This window comes from Rhodococcus sp. B7740 (genome assembly GCF_000954115.1).
Taxonomy (GTDB): Bacteria; Actinomycetota; Actinomycetes; order Mycobacteriales; family Mycobacteriaceae; genus Rhodococcoides.
The window spans coordinates 1482017-1498148 of the sequence record NZ_CP010797.1 but is presented as its reverse complement, the minus strand read 5'-3'; the positions used below and the strand labels follow the sequence as shown (position 1 = coordinate 1498148).

The window sequence follows — 16132 nt, the reverse complement described above, 5'->3', positions numbered from 1 at the left end:
ATGCTGTTCGCTCTGGGTGTGGTGCTGTTCGCCGTCGGCATCGGTGTGTCGATCGCGCTGCACGAGGCGGGACACATGTGGACCGCGAAAGCGCTCGGCATGAAGGTCCGCCGCTACTACATCGGCTTCGGCCCCAAGATCTTCTCCTTCCGACGCGGAGAGACTGAGTACGGGCTCAAGGCGATCCCCGCCGGCGGATTCTGTGACATCGCCGGAATGACGGCGATCGACGAGCTCGCACCGGACGAGGTCGAGCGGGCGATGTACCGCCAGAAGACGTGGAAGCGCATCGTCGTGATGGTCGGCGGTATCGCGATGAACTTCGTGCTCGGCATCGTGCTGGTGTACGCCCTGGTACTCGGATGGGGCACGCCGGATCGGGTGACGCCGCCGACCGTTCAGGTCAGTGACGTCGTGTGTATCGCGCCGACCCAGACCGAGGACGGGGAACTCGCGCCGTGCTCGGGAGCCAGCCCGGCTCAGCAAGCGGGGCTCCGCACGGGCGACGTGGTCACCGCGGTGAACGGTGTACCGGCGCAGTACTGGTCCGAGGTCGTCGAGGCCGTGCAGGCGTCGTCGGGATCGGTCGATCTGACGGTCGAGCGGAACGGAGCGTCGATCGACCTGACGATTCCCGTGACCGAGGTGCAGCGTTACGTCACCGACCCGGATACCGGAGCCAAGGAGTCGACGACGGTCGGCGCGGTCGGGGTCAGTGGCTCCACGATCGCCCCTCCACCCATTCGATACAACCCGATCGAGGCAGTCCCCGAGACGTTCGCCTTCACCGGAGAGATCTTCGTCCAGACCGGTAAGGCTCTCGTGCAGCTGCCGACGAAGGTGGAGGCCCTGTGGGAGTCGATCTTCGGCGGCGAGCGTGGACTGGACACTCCGATGAGCGTCGTCGGTGCCAGTGTCATCGGCGGTCAGGCCGCAGAGACGAACAACTGGGCGACATTCGTCGGACTGCTCGCGTCGTTGAACTTCTTCCTCGGAGCGTTCAACATCGTGCCGTTGCTGCCGCTCGACGGTGGCCATATCGCGGTGACCGTGTACGAGCGGATCCGCAACATCTTCCGCAACCGTCGCGGCCTGCCCGACGGTGCGCCGGTGGACTACATGAAGCTCATGCCGGTCACCTACGTGGTGATCGTCGTTTTCATCGGGTTCTCCTTGTTGACACTCACGGCGGACATCGTCAACCCGATTCAATTGTTCTAAGTAGACTCGACAGTCGTAGCTAGGAAAGAAGGCCACTGTGTCCGTGTCAGTCGGATTGGGAATGCCGGCACCGCCGGTTCCAGTACTCGCGCCGCGTCGAAAGACCAGGCAGCTCCAGGTCGGGTCGGTGGGAGTGGGAAGCGACAGCCCCATCTCGGTGCAGTCGATGTGCACCACCAAGACCCACGACATCAACGCCACGCTGCAGCAGATCGCAGAGCTGACGGCGTCCGGCTGCGACATCGTCCGTGTGGCATGCCCCACACAGGAGGACGCGGACGCACTGTCGATCATCGCCAGGAAGAGTCAGATCCCGGTGATCGCCGACATCCACTTCCAGCCCAAGTACATCTTCGCGGCGATCGACGCCGGTTGCGCCGCGGTGCGGGTCAACCCGGGGAACATCAAGGAATTCGACGGCCGCGTCAAGGAGGTCGCGAAGGCGGCCGGTGACGCGAACATTCCGATCCGTATCGGCGTCAACGCCGGATCGCTGGACCCTCGGCTGATGAAGAAGTACGGCAAGGCGACGCCGGAGGCGCTCGTGGAGTCCGCGCTGTGGGAGGCGGGCCTGTTCGAGGAACACGGATTCGGGGACATCAAGATCTCCGTCAAGCACAACGACCCTGTCGTCATGGTCGCTGCCTACGAGCAGCTCGCTGCACAGTGTGACTACCCGCTGCATCTCGGCGTGACCGAGGCCGGGCCTGCGTTCCAGGGCACCATCAAATCCTCGGTGGCGTTCGGTGCCCTGCTGTCCAGGGGAATCGGCGACACCATCCGCGTCTCCCTGTCGGCACCACCCGCCGAGGAGATCAAGGTGGGCAACCAGATCCTGCAGTCGCTCAACCTGCGTCCCCGCAAGCTCGAAATCGTCTCCTGCCCGTCGTGTGGGCGGGCACAGGTGGACGTGTACACCCTTGCCGACGAGGTCACCGCAGGCCTGGAGGGCATGGAGATCCCGCTGCGCGTCGCCGTCATGGGCTGCGTCGTCAACGGTCCGGGAGAGGCGCGTGATGCCGACCTCGGCGTGGCGTCGGGCAACGGCAAGGGCCAGATCTTCGTCAAGGGCAAGGTCATCAAGACCGTGCCCGAGGCGCAGATCGTCGAGACCTTGATCGAGGAAGCAATGCGCATCGCCGAGGAATTCGACAAGGATGAGACTGCAGACGGTGGCGCACCGGTCGTGACCGTCAGCTGAGCGGGTTCGACCGGTTCGGTGTCCGGTTTGCCGCTCTGCCACCGGCGGAACGGGTTCTCTGGAATGATTCGGTACACGCTCGGTCGGTGTGTATGCGGTAGGTGGTCAGGAGGTCGGTAGGTGCTCAAGCTCCTCGGTGCGAAGCCTCTCGGTAATCGGGATGTTGCGCACGTCCTGCGGGTGCTCGACGCCGACCCGGTCGCCACCTGCATGGTTGCCGCTCGGGTGCAGGAATCCGGGCTGGATCCGAAGTCGTTCCACGGTGAGATGTGGAGCCGAGGTGGACCCGACGAGTCGTTGTGTTTCTACGGTGCCAACCTGGTTCCTCTGCTCGGATCCGGCGACGATCTGCGCTCGTTCGCCGATCGTGCGTGCCGCGGCCCGCGGCTGTGTTCGTCACTGGTCGGTCGAGCCGAACTGACATTGCCGTTGTGGGAGATGCTCGAGACCGACTGGGGCCCGGCCCGTGAGGTTCGCGGTGAGCAGCCGTTGCTGGCCACGTCGGTTCGATCGTCCATCACGCCCGATCCGCACGTACGCCTCGTTCGTCCCGAGGAACTGGACGTGTATCTGAGTGCGGCAGTCGCGATGTTCATCGAGGAAGTGGGCGTCGACCCGAGACAGAACGACGGCGGCCGTGGATACCGGCGACGGATCTCGAGTCTCATTGCCGCGCAGCGTGCGTGGGCCCGATTCGAGGACGGTCGGGTGGTGTTCAAGGCCGAGATCGGATCGCAGTCGGCGACGGTGGGTCAGATCCAGGGGGTGTGGGTTCATCCCGATCGGCGCGGGCACGGCCTCGGCGCGTCCGGTACCGCAGCGGTGGTGAACTCGGTGGTCCGCCAGGGCCGCACCGCGAGCCTGTACGTCAACAGTTTCAACTACGTCGCCCGGCGCGCATACGCGAAGATCGGTCTGACCCAGGTGGCGACCTTCACGACGGTCCTCCTCGACTGACTCCGACGTCGCTCGATCGGGTCGTGGCGAACCGCGATTCGTTGCCGCGGCCGAAGGCAGCGCCCTATTACGATGGGGCGCAATGAGATCACGTGGTGCAACCGAAGTGCGGTATCGAGTCGGAGCGGTGTCGGTGGTCGCAGCCGTCGTTGCCGCCGCCCTCACCGGATGTACCCCCAAACCCGACGGCCCGGAGCCGGCCGCCCAGGCATTTCTCGCCGCGTTCGAGGCCAACGACATCGCCGCCGCGGCTGCCGATACCGACAAGCCCGACGCAGCGGCGACGGCACTGACCGAGGCGTGGACCAACCTCCAGGCCGAGGCGCTCGACGCCGAGACGACGTCGGTACAGGTCGACGGCGACACGGCCACGGTCGGCTACACCTACACGTGGCAACTGCCGAGGGATCGCGTGTGGACATACGACGGTCAGCTGAACATGGGCCGCAGCGAAGGTGAGTGGGTGGTGCGCTGGACGGCGTCGGACATCCATCCCAAGCTCGGCGACACTCAGACGATGTCCTTGCGGTCCACGGCGGCTCCGCGGGCTCGGGTCAACGAACGCTCCGGGACCGACGTGCTGGTGCCAGGGGTGGTGCACCGAATCAAATTCGATGCCGCAGAAGCGAACAACGTGGTCGCCTCGGCAACGGCGCTGTCGACGCTGCTGACGCCTTTCGATGCGTCCATCACTGCGCAGTCGATCGTCGAATCCGCCACCTCGGTCGACGGCGACTACCCGGTGGTTTTACTTCGAGACAGTGACTACCAGCCGATTTCGGCCGCACTGACCGAGATCCCCGGAGTCACCGCGTCCGACGAATCGGATCTGGTGTCCACCGACCCCACGTTCGCGCCGGACCTGGTGGGCCAGGTCAAGAAGGCCGTCATCGACGAGGTCGACGGCAAGGCGGGGTGGAGCGTGGTGACCACGAACCGCAACGGCGTCGACATCGATGTCCTCACCGACACCCCGCCGGAGCCCTCGCCGTCGTTCTCGATCAGTCTCGATCGCAACATCCAGGTCGCGGCACAGCGAGCGGTGAATGCGCGCACCGAGCAGGCGATGACGGTGGTCATCCAGCCGTCCACCGGTGCCATCCTCGCGGTGGCACAGAACCCGGCTGCCGATCGGGACGGGCCGGTCGCGTCGGCCGGCCTGTACCCACCCGGATCGACGTTCAAGATCATCACCGCCGGTGCCGCCATCGCGAGCGGACTCGCGACTCCGGGCAGCACCGTCCCGTGTCCGGGGCGCATCGTGATCGGTGAGCGCAGTGTGCCCAACTACAACGAGTTCTCACTGGGTGACGTGACGATGAGTACCGCCTTCACTCGATCGTGCAACACCTCGTTCGCCAAGCTGGCCAGTGAGATGACTCCCGATGCGCTGACCGTCGCGGCCTCTCAATTCGGCGTCGGCCCGGATTACGACGTCGTCGGATTGCCGACCGACTCCGGTTCGGTGCCACCGGCCGAAGAACTGGTTCAGCGCACCGAGGACGGCTTCGGTCAGGGCAGGGTGGTCGTGTCGACGTTCGGTATGGCCCTGGCCGCCGCGACGGTGGCTCACGGTTCGACGCCGGTGCCGAACCTCCTGGTCGGACGCGACACCGTGATCACCGGAGACCATCCGCCGATCGAACCTGCGATGGTCGACGGATTGCGCGGGATGATGCGGTCGGTGGTCACCAGCGGTACGGCCGAACGCATCGCAGACCAGGGCGAGGTCTACGGAAAGACCGGCGAAGCAGAGGTCGACGGCGGTTCGCACTCGTGGTTCGTCGGTTACCGCGGCGATATCGCCTTCGCCACCCTCGTGGTGCGCGGCGGCAGCTCGGACAACGCGGTCGCGGTGACCCGAGAGATGTTCGAGCAACTTCCACCCGGGTACTGACGACGCTGCGGCGTTCGGATCAGGAAGGCAGAACGCCGAGTCGACGGCACGCCACCACGGCTTCGTATCGGGTGTGCGAATCGGTTTTGCGCATCACACTGCGCAGGTACGATTTGACCGTCTCGGCACCGATCGACAGGCGCGCAGCGACCTCGACGTTGGTGCAGCCCAGGGCAACCTGCGAGATGACGTCGATCTCGCGTGGCGTCAACGACTGCGACACCTCCTGGGCTCGTGGGTCGTCGGGCGTGTTCTGTCCGAACGACGCGGCCACGCGAGCTGCCACTGCGTCGAGTCTGCGCTGGATCGCTGCGTCACCGACCGACCGGGCGAGATCGGACAGTTCCTCGTGGACACTGCGCAGCTCGGCGGTCCGCGAGACATCCGAGTCGAGCGGCGAGCGGATGGTCGCCAGCAGACGGATCCTGCGGTCGACCTCGTCCCGCACGGAGATCTCCTGGCCGAGACGCCTGGCGGCGGTGGTCATGATGTCGCCGACACGATCTCCGAGGGGGCCGCGTTCGCGCAGCGCCGCGTACATCACTATTCGCGCGACTCCGGCCACGACCACCGGTACCGCCAGTATCGATTTGAGGCCCTCGCCGAGCACGGGTCGATCGAAGTGGTGGGTGATCGACATCGATGCGCCGTAATCGCTGACGGCCGCGGGCCTGCGCTGTTCCATGACTCGACCGCCGAGGCCGGATCTGGGTGGGATGGCGAGTCCGTCCAGGCCTCGGGTTCTGGTTCCGTGGAATTCACTCAGGTACAGGGTCTCCGAGGAGACCTCGCCGCCGAACACGACGGGTACCTCGGACGTCGCTGCCACCTGGCGCAGCTCCGCGCGCAGGGCATCACCGTCGCGGGGCCGCAACAAATTCGAATGGACCACGGGGCTTCCTTTCTCGTGTCGACTGCACGAGCGACGAACGTGATCCAGATCATATCTGCACCGGCATGTGCTGTTTCGACTGGTACGGGCACTGCGCTGCGGTCCGCGGCCGAGTACGAGCCGACTACTCTTGGGTCCATGTCTGTGACCGCCGAGAGCAAGCCCCGTCAGCCACTCGTACCAGGCGTCGTCTCGCCCGTCCTCGCGGTGCCCAAGTCGATCGAGCGCCCCGAATACGCGTGGAAGTCGACCGTGGCCGAGGGCAGCGAGCCCTGGGTTCAGACCCCCGAGGTCATCGAGAAGATGCGGGTGGCGTCCAAGATCGCGGCCAGGGCGCTGCAGGAAGCGGGCCGGGCAGTGGCACCGGGCGTCACCACCGACGAGCTGGACCGCATTGCCCACCAGTACATGATCGATCACGGCGCATACCCGTCCACGTTGGGCTACAAGGGTTTTCCGAAGTCCTGCTGCACGTCCCTCAACGAGGTCATCTGCCACGGCATCCCGGATTCGACGGTGATCCAGGACGGCGACATCGTCAACATCGACGTCACCGCGTACATCGACGGCGTCCACGGCGACACCAACGCAACCTTCCTGGCGGGCAACGTCTCCGAGGAGGCCCGACTGCTGGTCGAACGCACCCACGAGGCCACCATGCGGGCCATCAAGGCCGTCAAGCCCGGTCGCGCGCTGAACGTGATCGGCCGCGTCATCGAGTCGTATGCGCACCGGTTCGGCTACGGCGTGGTGGAGGACTTCACCGGCCACGGCATCGGTACCACCTTCCACAACGGTCTGGTCGTGCTGCACTACGACCAGCCGTCGGTGGACACCGTCATCGAACCGGGAATGACGTTCACGATCGAACCGATGATCAACCTGGGCACGATCAACGCCGAGATGTGGGACGACGGCTGGACGGTGGTCACGCACGACAAGAAGTGGACCGCGCAGTTCGAGCACACGCTCGTGGTGACCGAGACGGGTAGCGAGATCCTGACTCTCCCGTGAGTCCGACTGGTGCGCTGCTCGTCGCCGGGACCACTTCGGATGCGGGCAAGAGTGTGCTGGTCGCCGGGCTCTGCAGAATGTTGGCGCGTCGGGGTGTGCGGGTGGCTCCGTTCAAGGCGCAGAACATGTCCAACAATTCGGTGGTCACGCTCGACGGCGGCGAGATCGGTCGAGCCCAGGCGATGCAGGCGGCGGCCTGTGGCCTGGAGCCGAGTGTGCGTTTCAATCCGGTGTTGCTGAAACCGGGGAGTGACCGGACATCGCAGTTGGTGGTGCGGGGGCGGGCCGTGGCGCAGGTGAGTGCAAGCAACTACATCGAGCATCGGCAGTCCTTGCGCGCGGTGGTGGCGGACGAATTGGCTTCTCTGCGTTCGGACTTCGATGTGGTGATCTGCGAGGGCGCTGGCTCGCCCGCCGAGATCAATCTGCGCGGCACGGATTTGGCCAACATGGGGTTGGCGACGGCTGCGTCCCTTCCGGTGATCGTGGTGGGGGATATCGATCGTGGGGGAGTGCTGGCCCATCTGTTCGGCACCGTGGCCGTTCTGTCTCCGCAGGATCAGGCGCTCGTCGCCGGGTTCGTGATCAACAAGTTCCGGGGCGATCCAGCTCTGCTGGCACCCGGTCTCGACCAGTTGCGCGCGTTGACGGGTCGGCCGACGTACGGTGTCGTCCCGTTCGCCGACGGCTTGTGGATGGACGCCGAGGATTCGCTCGGAACCGTCCCCGATGCTCCGGTGGGGCGGCCGCGTCCACCGCACGGCTCGCAGTGGTTGCGCGTCGCGGCGGTGCGTCTGCCGAGAATCTCCAACACCACCGATGTCGAGGCGTTGGCCTGCGAGCCCGGGGTGTCGGTGCACTGGGTCACCGAACCGTCCCGGCTCGAGGACGTGGATCTGGTGGTCGTTCCGGGCAGCAAGTCCACCGTGTCGGATCTCGAGTGGCTGCGGCGCAGCGGTCTTGCCGATGCGATCGCGGCACGCGGGGCCGCGGGACTACCGGTTCTGGGGATCTGCGGTGGGTATCAGATGCTGGGTCGGACGATCGACGACACCGTCGAATCCGGAGCCGGTTCTGTCCAGGGGCTCGGTCTGCTCGATCTCTCGGTCGAGTTCGCGAGCGACAAAGTGCTCGCGCAGGTGACGGGGCGATCGAAACAGTACGGCTCGAATTGCGCGTCGGGCTACGAAATTCACCACGGTCGGGTTGTGCGGAACGGCGACGAGGCGCTTCTTGCTACTGCGTCGGGCACCCCGGAGGGCAGTGTGCGCGGGACTGTCGTGGGAACCCACTGGCACGGCCTGCTCGAGTCCGACGACTTCCGGCGTTCGTTCCTCACCTGGGTGGCAGGGAAATCGGGCCGTTCCGGCTTCGTGGTGGCGCCCGCTACATCGGTCGCTGCGTTGCGTGAGCAGCAGTTGGACCTGCTGGCGGATCTGGTGGAAGACAACCTCGACGTCGATGCCGTGCTCGACCTCATCGAGCACGGCGTCGATCCTGCGACGAAAAAGATTGTCACGCAGTTGCTTTGAGAAGACCGAACCAGCTGGCCACCGACAGCACTGCGGTGATGATCAAGGGGATCACGACCAGAAGAAGAATACGTGGGGTGTCGGTGAAGAAGGTGCCGATGTTCGGCCACCACCGTTGCCAGGTCACGAGTACAGATCCGCCGCCGAAGACTACGAGCGCTCCGAGTCCGAGGGTGAACAACCCGTTCGTGCGGAACCGTCGATACACGACGCCGATGAATGCACCGATGCCGCCGAGGAGCAGCATGACGGTAACGAGTGCGGCCCACTGCACCAACGGATTGTCGGTCGCGTACCGAGCGATGCCGAACATTCGCAGTTTCAGGCCGAATCCATCCGTGGCTGCTTCGATCAAGGACAGCACGTAGATGATCGTGCCGAATGCAATCGACTGGCACACACCTACCAACGCTGTGGCGGTGAGGAATTCGCGGCGGGTGACGCTCAGACCCAGGGCATAGGGAAAGCACTGAGTGATCGCGGTGATGTAGAACGCCATGGCGAATCCATAGATCGAGAAGACGCTACCGGTGAAGTTGTATTCGGAGTCTGTGGTCGGGATGACCAGAAATATGCTGAAGGTGATCACGAAGGCGATCGCGAGAACCGCCATCGGCCACACGAATGTCGTTGCCCAGGACGTGTTGTGGATTCGAGTGACGTTGAGTATTCGTTTCATGACACTGCCTCCTCGGGTTCGGCGGTGGTGCGTTCGATGATCAACTGCTGCATCGGGACCGGTTCGATGGTGAGCCCTGCTGCAGCACCGTCCGATTTCTGCCGGTCGGTCAGTCGGCCGTCGATCGTGGCCCGAGCGCTCGCGCCGAGTGCCGTGCGACGCAGAGTGCGATGGCCCGAGGCGAAGGAGTCGACGGCGCGCGTCGGTCCGGTGATCTCGAAGGCGCTCTCGCGTAGATCGTCCGAGTCCGCGTCGAGCAGGATCTTGCCCTTGTCGATGAGAATCACGTGTTCGATCAGATCGCTGACCTCGTCGATGAGGTGGGTGGACAGAACGACGGTCCTGGGGCGTTCGGCGTAATCGGCAAGCAGTCTGTCGTAGAACAGGTGTCGCGATACCGCGTCCAGTCCCAAGTAGGGCTCGTCGAAGAAGGTAAGTGGTGCCCGTGACGCGAGTCCGATGACGATGCCGAGCGCCGAGGTCATTCCGCGGGAGAGCTTCTTGATCTTGCGGCCGAGGGGCAGGTCGAAATCGCGCAGCAAGTCGGCGGCGAAGTCATTGTCCCAGTAGGGAAGAATGTGCGAGGCATGCGCAACGGCGTGCTTGACCTTCAGATCGTCGGGGTACTTCTGGCTCTCCTTGACGAAGCACACGTGACCCAGTGCAATCGGGTTCTCCCACGGATGTTGCCCGAATATCGAGACCTCGCCCGCGCTCTGGCGCATCTGCGCGGTCATCATCTGCATGACGGTGGTCTTGCCTGCGCCGTTGCGGCCGAGAAAGCCGTAGATCTTGTTCTGTTCGATCTCGAAGCTCACGTCGTCGACAGCGGTGAACGATCCGAACTTCTTCGTGAGGTGGGTGGCCTTCGCGATCACGCGGCCATCGTCGCCGATCGAATCGAATTCATGGATGCTCATCGCGCTGCCTCCCAGTTGTCGAGCATTGTCTTGAGTTCGTCGACGGTCATGCCGAGCTTGCGCGCCTCGGTGACGAGCGGGTCGATGTACTGGCGAGCGAAGAGGTCGCGGCGACGGAATCGAAGAGCGTCGCGAGCCCCGGTGGTGACGAACATTCCGATTCCTCGTTTCTTGTAGACGACGCCGTCGGCGACGAGCTTGGCAAGTCCCTTACCTGCGGTGGCCGGGTTGATTCGATGGAATGCGGCCAGTTCGTTGGTCGAGGGAACCTGCTCTTCCTCTGCCAGTGAGCCGTCGATGATGGAGTTCTCTACGATCTCGGCGATCTGCAGAAAGATGGGCCTGCCCTCGTCCATCAGAACCACCGCCGATGCGTCGAGGTTGGTCGCCTCGCTGGTTCATTACTCATGTAACTAACCATAGAACCGATGTGTGGTCGGCGCAAGAGGCAGTACCGTCGTCTCCATGGAGTTCACGCATGTGAGTGCTGCGGGTGGGCAATGTTCGGTTCGGGTCGCAGGCCCGGACAGCAGGCACGCCGTTCTCTTGCTTCCCGATGCAGGCGATCCAGTGGATGTGTACGACGCCGTCAGTGAACGGCTGCACAATTCGGATCTGAAAACCGTTGCGCTGGAAAGCATCGACGGCATCAGCGACGATGCGATCCTGACTGTTCTCGACGAGCTGAAGCTGTCGTGGGTGCATCTCGTCGGCAGCGGCGCGGGTGCGGAGTCGGCTTGGACGTTGGCTGCCAAAACCTTCGGGCGCTTCGCCAGTCTGATCGCGGTGAACCGTTGCCACCCCGCGATCGCCGACGAGCAGGGCACCGTGCGCGCCGCGGACTGCCCCCCGGTCGAGTTGCCGACGACACTGGTCGTCGGGTCCTCACTGGGCCGCGCATCCGCCGACGCGAGCGGCCGCTTCGTCTACTCGGACTTCCGCGTGGTTCAACTCGACGGTGTCGCGAATGTCGTCGCCGACGAGCCGGCCGCGCTGGCAACGGAAATCGTGCTGCGTACCAGCCCGTGGTGACCGGAACTACAGGTCGAGTCCCAGCAGAGCGTTCTCGACCACCTCGGGCAGGCCGGGGTGAATCCAGTACTGACCGCGCGCCATGTCCTGGGCGGACAGGCCGAAGCTCATCGCCTGAATGATGGGCTGAATCAGGGTCGGGGCCTGAGCGCCGATGATGTGCGCGCCGAGGATCTTCCCGGTGCCCTTCTCGGCGATGATCTTGCACAGACCTTCGCTGTCTTCCATCGCCCAGCCGTAGGCGACGTCGCCGTAGTTCTGGACCTTGACGGTGATGTCCAGGCCGGCGTCACGGGCTTGTTCCTCGGTCATGCCCACCTCGGCGATCTGCGGATCGGTGAACACCGCCGCGGGAACGAAACGGTGGTCGTTGGTGCGCAGCGCGGCGGTGTCACCGTTCCATGCGTCGTGCAGCAGGTTGTGCTGGACCACTCGTGCTTCCTGGTTGGCCACATGCTTGAGCTGGTAGGGCGAGGAGACGTCGCCGAGCGCGAACACGCCCTCGGCGGTGGTGCGGCCGAACTCGTCCACCACGATGCGGCCCTCGTCGTCCATGTCGATGCCTGCCGTGTCCAGATCCAGCCGATCGCCGTTCGGCTCGCGGCCCACGGCCACCAGGAACGCGTCCCCGAGAACCTTGGTGCCGTCGGCCAATTCGACGCCGTGCAGGGCGCCCTCGGTGACGGCACGGGTCTCACCGGAGTCGAGATGGACGTCCCATTTGGCGCGGGCCAATTCGGTGAACCGCTCGGAGATGTCGGCGTCCAGTGCGCGCAACAAGGTGTCCTTGCGGGCGACGATCGACACCTTCGAGCCGAGCGCGGAGAACACGTGCGCGAATTCCGCTGCGATGTAACCGGATCCGAGAATCACCAGATGCTCGGGAAGCTCCGGCAGCCGCATCACATCGCTGTTGGTGTGATAGCTGACACCCGAATCGGCGATGGACTGCGGCACCACCGGCCGGGATCCGGCCGCGATGACGACCTGGTCTGCCGTGATGACGGTGCCGGTGCCGGTGTCGATCGTGCGGGGGCCCACGAACCTCGCGTGGCCCTCGAACAATGTGACGTTGGGGCTGCCTTCGGCGCGGTAGCGCTTGCCGCCCTCCGAGATGGGGTCGATGCGGCCGAAGACGCGGTCGACGATGTCCGGCCAGCGCACCGCGTCGACACGCGCGTCGACACCGTATTTGGACGAATCACGCACCGTACGGGCGACTTCGGCGGCGTAGACGAACATCTTCGTCGGGATGCAGCCGACGTTGAGGCAGGTGCCGCCGAATGTCGAGTTCTCTTCCAGAAGTGCGATCTTCTTGTCCTCGAAGCGCGAATCGGCGATGGAGTTACCCGATCCGGAGCCGATGATCGCGACGTCGAAATGCTCGGTCATGAGATGTGCCCGCTCTCGGTGTGGTCCTTGCCCGACGCGTGGTCGGTGCCCTCGCTTCGATGCAACCACTCGATCCACTCGTCCATTTCCTCGAAGGCCCGCGCACGTGGCTCCTCGGTGGACAGGAACACGTCGTGACGGGCTCCCTCGATGGGGACGATGGTGGTGCGGTCGCCCAGGCAGCCGGCCCAGCGGGCGATCTGGCGGACGTCGAGGACGGCGTCTGCGGCGTCGACCGCGGAGCTGTACCGGCGTGAGAAGTGCGTCACCTTCGAGCGCAGGATGAGCGACGGAATGCCGATATCGAGGCCGCGATGCAGTTCGGCGTGACCGTGGCGGACAGCGCGGATCCAGCCGAACGTGATGGGGAAGCCCGCGAGCGGTTTCCAGTCGAGGTCGTAGTCCCATTCGCCGTTCTCGGAGGCGGCGAGCGAGAGTCCGTAGGTGTCCAGGCCGCTGCCCGGCACCTGCGCCTTGGCTCGGAACCGTCCGATCACGTCGATCGCTGCGGTGCCGACGCTGCGTATCGCGGGTGGACCCTGCAGATCGAACCAGGGGCTGTTGAGCACGACGCCCGACAGGCCGAGGCCGGCCGACCCGCCTTCTCGGCGGTTGAGGCGGTTGAGCCAGAGCGGCAGTACGAGTCCGCCCGTCGAGTGCGCCATGAGCAGCACCGGGGCATCGGCGCGTTCGGCGCGGACCAGGGCGAGAGCCTCGTCGAGCTCGGCGTCGTACATCGCCAGATCGGTCACGAAGTGCGCGGTCTGACCCTCACGGCGCGACCGTCCGCACTTGCGTAGGTCCAGCGCGTAGAAGGCGTAGCCCATCGCGGCGAAGTGTTCGGCGATGTGTCGCTGGAAGAAGTAGTCGGTGAATCCGTGGACGTAGATCACCGCGCGCTCGACGTTCGCGGCACCCAACGGTTGATACCGCACGAGAGTGGCCTCGACCTGCCCCTCGCCGTCCGGATCGTCACCGAGTGGAATGGTCGTCTGTTCGTAGCCGTCGCCGAGGACATCGGGCACCCAGGTAGTCACAGATCACAACTGTAGTGGGCGCCGCGAGCGGCGTCCGAGGAGCACAATCGAGACCGGGTTGACGTGGTGTCCGATGGGGTAGGCCCAGCTAGTAACCTGACCGCACCGGGTGAGTAGCCCCTCTACAACAGAGTTCTTCGGTCGATGCCGCCACCGGCCGAGATCTCGACAGACAAGGAAGTCGATTCTCCAGTGTCCAAAGATGAGCAGGGTAAGCGGATCAAGACCGACGTCGTTCTGGTCGGTGCCGGAATCATGAGCGCCACCCTCGGTGCGCTGCTCCGTCAGCTCGAGCCGAACTGGTCGATCGACGTCTACGAGCGGCTCGACGCGGCCGCAGCCGAGAGCAGCGATGCGTGGAACAACGCGGGCACCGGCCACTCGGCCCTGTGCGAGCTGAACTACACGCCGCAGAACAAGGACGGCAGCGTCGATATCGCGAAGGCGCTCAACGTCAACGAGCAGTTCCAGGTGTCGCGTCAGTTCTGGGCACACGGTATCGAAACCGGTGTTCTCTCCGACGCCAAGAACTTCATCAACCCCATTCCGCACGTGAGCTTCGTGCACGGGGAAGAGAACGTGAAGTACCTCCGGGCGCGGTACGAGGCGCTCGTGGGCAACCCACTGTTCGCAGGCATGGAGTACATCGACTCCAAGGACGAGTTCTCCGCGCGACTGCCATTGATGGCCAAGGGCCGTGACTTCTCCGACCCGGTGGCGCTGAACTGGAGCCAGGAAGGCACCGACGTCGACTTCGGTGCGCTCACCAAGCAGCTGCTCAACTATCTGTCGTCCGCGGGCGGCACCGTGCACTTCGGGCACGATGTGCGCAACATCACCAAGCAGTCCGACGGCACCTGGGACGTCAAGGTCGCCAACCAGCGCACCGGGGCGAAGAAGACCGTCAACGCCAAGTTCGTGTTCGTCGGCGCAGGCGGCGGCGCACTGCACCTGCTGCAGAAGTCCGGGATCGCGGAGATCAAGGGATTCGGCGGCTTCCCGGTCAGCGGCGAGTGGTTGCGATGCACCGATCCGGCACTGATCGAGCAGCATTCGGCCAAGGTGTACGGCAAGGCGTCGGTCGGCGCTCCGCCGATGTCGGTGCCGCACCTCGACACCCGCGTGATCAACGGCCAGCAGGGTCTGCTGTTCGGCCCGTACGCCGGTTGGTCGCCCAAGTTCCTCAAGCAGGGCAAGATCACCGACCTGCCCGGCTCGGTCAAGCCCGGCAACCTGATGTCGATGCTCGGAGTCGGCGTGACCGAACTCGGACTCGTCAAGTACCTGGTCAGTGAGCTGGCTCAGTCGCAGGCGGATCGTGTCGAGACGCTGCGCGAGTTCGCACCCTCGGTGCTCGGCGAGAACTGGGAGCTCGTCACCGCGGGTCAGCGCGTGCAGGTGATCCGCAAGAAGGGTCGCGGCGGCGTACTCGAGTTCGGCACGGCCGTGGTCAACGCTGCGGACGGCACGATCGCGGGACTGCTCGGTGCATCGCCCGGCGCATCCACCGCCGTTCCGGCCATGCTGGACGTGCTGCAGCGGTGCTTCGGCGACAAGTACGACGCATGGCAGCCCAAGCTCAAGGAGATGGTTCCCTCGCTCGGGGTCAAGCTGGCGCAGAACAGCTCCCTGTTCGACGAGGTCTGGGCCTGGACGTCGAAGACGCTGGAACTGGAAAATGCTCGTGAGCTCGCACAGCCCTCGGGTGTGTGATAGCAAAAGGTATGAATACGCAAGCAGCAGCTCTCAAACGATCATGGGCACTAGACCTGTCCAACAGCACGTTGTACGACCTGTTGAAGCTGCGTGTCGAGGTGTTCGTGGTCGAGCAGGCATGCGCTTACCCGGAGTTGGACGGGCGTGACCTACTGACCGAGACACGACACTTCTGGCTCGAACGGGACGGCGAAGTGGTGTGCACCCTTCGCCTGCTCGAGGAGCACGACGACGGCGAGAAGGCGTTCCGTATCGGCCGGCTCTGCACGCAACGCTCCGCCAGGGGACAGGGCCACACCACGCGAATTCTGCGCGCGGCGCTTGCCGAGGTCGGCTCTGCGCCGTGCCGGATCAACGCGCAGAGCTACCTCGTCGACATGTACGCCAAGCACGGGTTCCTGCCCGACGGCGAGGAGGTTCTCGAGGACGGCATCCCGCACACCCCTATGCGCCGGGGCGGCGGCACCGCCTGGAGCGAGGCCTGACCTCCTGTAGTACTCGACGAATGAATGCCACACCCGGTCGACACCGTGTGTGGCATTCGTTCGTTCGGCGGTAGTGTTCCGTTCGAAGTCGGTCGCGGAGAAGTCCTGTGTCAATCAGGCGCGGTCCCGCCACTGTGTTCAGGAGACTCTTCGATCG

Annotated in this window: 15 protein-coding genes; 9 read left to right on the top strand and 6 right to left on the bottom strand. The window is 64.8% G+C overall.

Annotated features, from left to right (window positions below; translation table 11 throughout):
- From NY08_RS06860 to NY08_RS06845, 4 genes are all read left to right on the top strand, one after another.
- Positions 1-1221 carry a M50 family metallopeptidase gene (locus tag NY08_RS06860; RefSeq protein ID WP_045195568.1) on the top strand — a complete coding sequence of 407 codons (1221 nt, stop codon included), beginning with the start codon at positions 1-3 and terminating at the stop codon, positions 1219-1221.
- A gap of 37 nt (positions 1222-1258) precedes the next feature.
- Positions 1259-2422: a flavodoxin-dependent (E)-4-hydroxy-3-methylbut-2-enyl-diphosphate synthase gene (gene ispG / locus NY08_RS06855; RefSeq protein ID WP_176459303.1), complete on the top strand. Its 1164-nt coding sequence runs from the start codon at positions 1259-1261 to the stop codon at positions 2420-2422.
- 120 nt (positions 2423-2542) lie between these two features.
- Positions 2543-3379: a GNAT family N-acetyltransferase gene (locus NY08_RS06850; protein ID WP_045195567.1), complete on the top strand. Its 837-nt coding sequence runs from the start codon at positions 2543-2545 to the stop codon at positions 3377-3379.
- Between the two features lie 82 nt (positions 3380-3461).
- Positions 3462-5276, top strand: a complete 1815-nt coding sequence (locus NY08_RS06845) for a penicillin-binding transpeptidase domain-containing protein (RefSeq protein ID WP_200893176.1) — start codon at positions 3462-3464, stop codon at positions 5274-5276.
- A gap of 19 nt (positions 5277-5295) precedes the next feature.
- Here NY08_RS06845 and NY08_RS06840 read toward each other — a convergent pair whose 3' ends face one another.
- Positions 5296-6168 carry a helix-turn-helix transcriptional regulator gene (locus NY08_RS06840; RefSeq protein WP_045195564.1) on the bottom strand — a complete coding sequence of 291 codons (873 nt, stop codon included), beginning with the start codon at positions 6166-6168 and terminating at the stop codon, positions 5296-5298.
- Positions 6169-6306: 138 nt separating this feature from the next.
- Between NY08_RS06840 and map the strand changes: the two genes are divergently transcribed.
- Together map and NY08_RS06830 are read left to right on the top strand one after the other, a co-directional pair.
- The gene (gene map / locus NY08_RS06835) at positions 6307-7182 is read left to right on the top strand and encodes a type I methionyl aminopeptidase (RefSeq protein WP_045195561.1); all 876 of its coding nucleotides are present in this window, start codon (positions 6307-6309) and stop codon (positions 7180-7182) included.
- Positions 7179-8714, top strand: a complete 1536-nt coding sequence (locus NY08_RS06830; protein ID WP_045195559.1) for a cobyric acid synthase — start codon at positions 7179-7181, stop codon at positions 8712-8714. The genes map and NY08_RS06830 overlap by 4 nt, the downstream gene beginning before the upstream one ends.
- Here NY08_RS06830 and NY08_RS06825 read toward each other — a convergent pair.
- Genes NY08_RS06825 through NY08_RS06815 form a run of 3 tightly spaced genes read right to left on the bottom strand, consistent with a single transcriptional unit; the run spans position 8698 to position 10672 of the window.
- The gene (locus NY08_RS06825) at positions 8698-9393 is read right to left on the bottom strand and encodes an ABC transporter permease (RefSeq protein WP_045195557.1); all 696 of its coding nucleotides are present in this window, start codon (positions 9391-9393) and stop codon (positions 8698-8700) included. The two genes, NY08_RS06830 and NY08_RS06825, sit on opposite strands and share 17 nt — an antisense overlap.
- Positions 9390-10313 carry an ABC transporter ATP-binding protein gene (locus NY08_RS06820; protein ID WP_045195555.1) on the bottom strand — a complete coding sequence of 308 codons (924 nt, stop codon included), beginning with the start codon at positions 10311-10313 and terminating at the stop codon, positions 9390-9392. The genes NY08_RS06825 and NY08_RS06820 overlap by 4 nt, the downstream gene beginning before the upstream one ends.
- Positions 10310-10672 (bottom strand): GntR family transcriptional regulator, encoded by a 363-nt coding sequence (locus tag NY08_RS06815; protein WP_045199880.1) that lies wholly within the window; start codon positions 10670-10672, stop codon positions 10310-10312. The genes NY08_RS06820 and NY08_RS06815 overlap by 4 nt, the downstream gene beginning before the upstream one ends.
- A 106-nt stretch (positions 10673-10778) precedes the next feature.
- Between NY08_RS06815 and NY08_RS06810 the strand changes: the two genes are divergently transcribed.
- Positions 10779-11345, top strand: a complete 567-nt coding sequence (locus NY08_RS06810) for an alpha/beta fold hydrolase (protein WP_045199878.1) — start codon at positions 10779-10781, stop codon at positions 11343-11345.
- Between the two features lie 6 nt (positions 11346-11351).
- Here NY08_RS06810 and mtr read toward each other — a convergent pair whose 3' ends face one another.
- The gene (gene mtr, locus NY08_RS06805) at positions 11352-12737 is read right to left on the bottom strand and encodes a mycothione reductase (protein ID WP_045195553.1); all 1386 of its coding nucleotides are present in this window, start codon (positions 12735-12737) and stop codon (positions 11352-11354) included.
- Positions 12734-13774 (bottom strand): alpha/beta hydrolase, encoded by a 1041-nt coding sequence (locus NY08_RS06800; RefSeq protein ID WP_045195551.1) that lies wholly within the window; start codon positions 13772-13774, stop codon positions 12734-12736. Before NY08_RS06800 ends, mtr begins: the two co-directional genes overlap by 4 nt.
- A 144-nt stretch (positions 13775-13918) precedes the next feature.
- On the opposite strand from NY08_RS06800, the gene mqo reads away from it, so the two are divergent.
- Together mqo and NY08_RS06790 are read left to right on the top strand one after the other, a co-directional pair.
- Entirely contained in the window at positions 13919-15487 is a 1569-nt protein-coding gene (gene mqo, locus NY08_RS06795) for a malate dehydrogenase (quinone) (RefSeq protein WP_230597003.1), read from the top strand.
- A gap of 11 nt (positions 15488-15498) precedes the next feature.
- Positions 15499-15975, top strand: a complete 477-nt coding sequence (locus NY08_RS06790; RefSeq protein WP_027496727.1) for a GNAT family N-acetyltransferase — start codon at positions 15499-15501, stop codon at positions 15973-15975.
- The last annotated feature ends 157 nt before the right edge of the window (positions 15976-16132 follow it).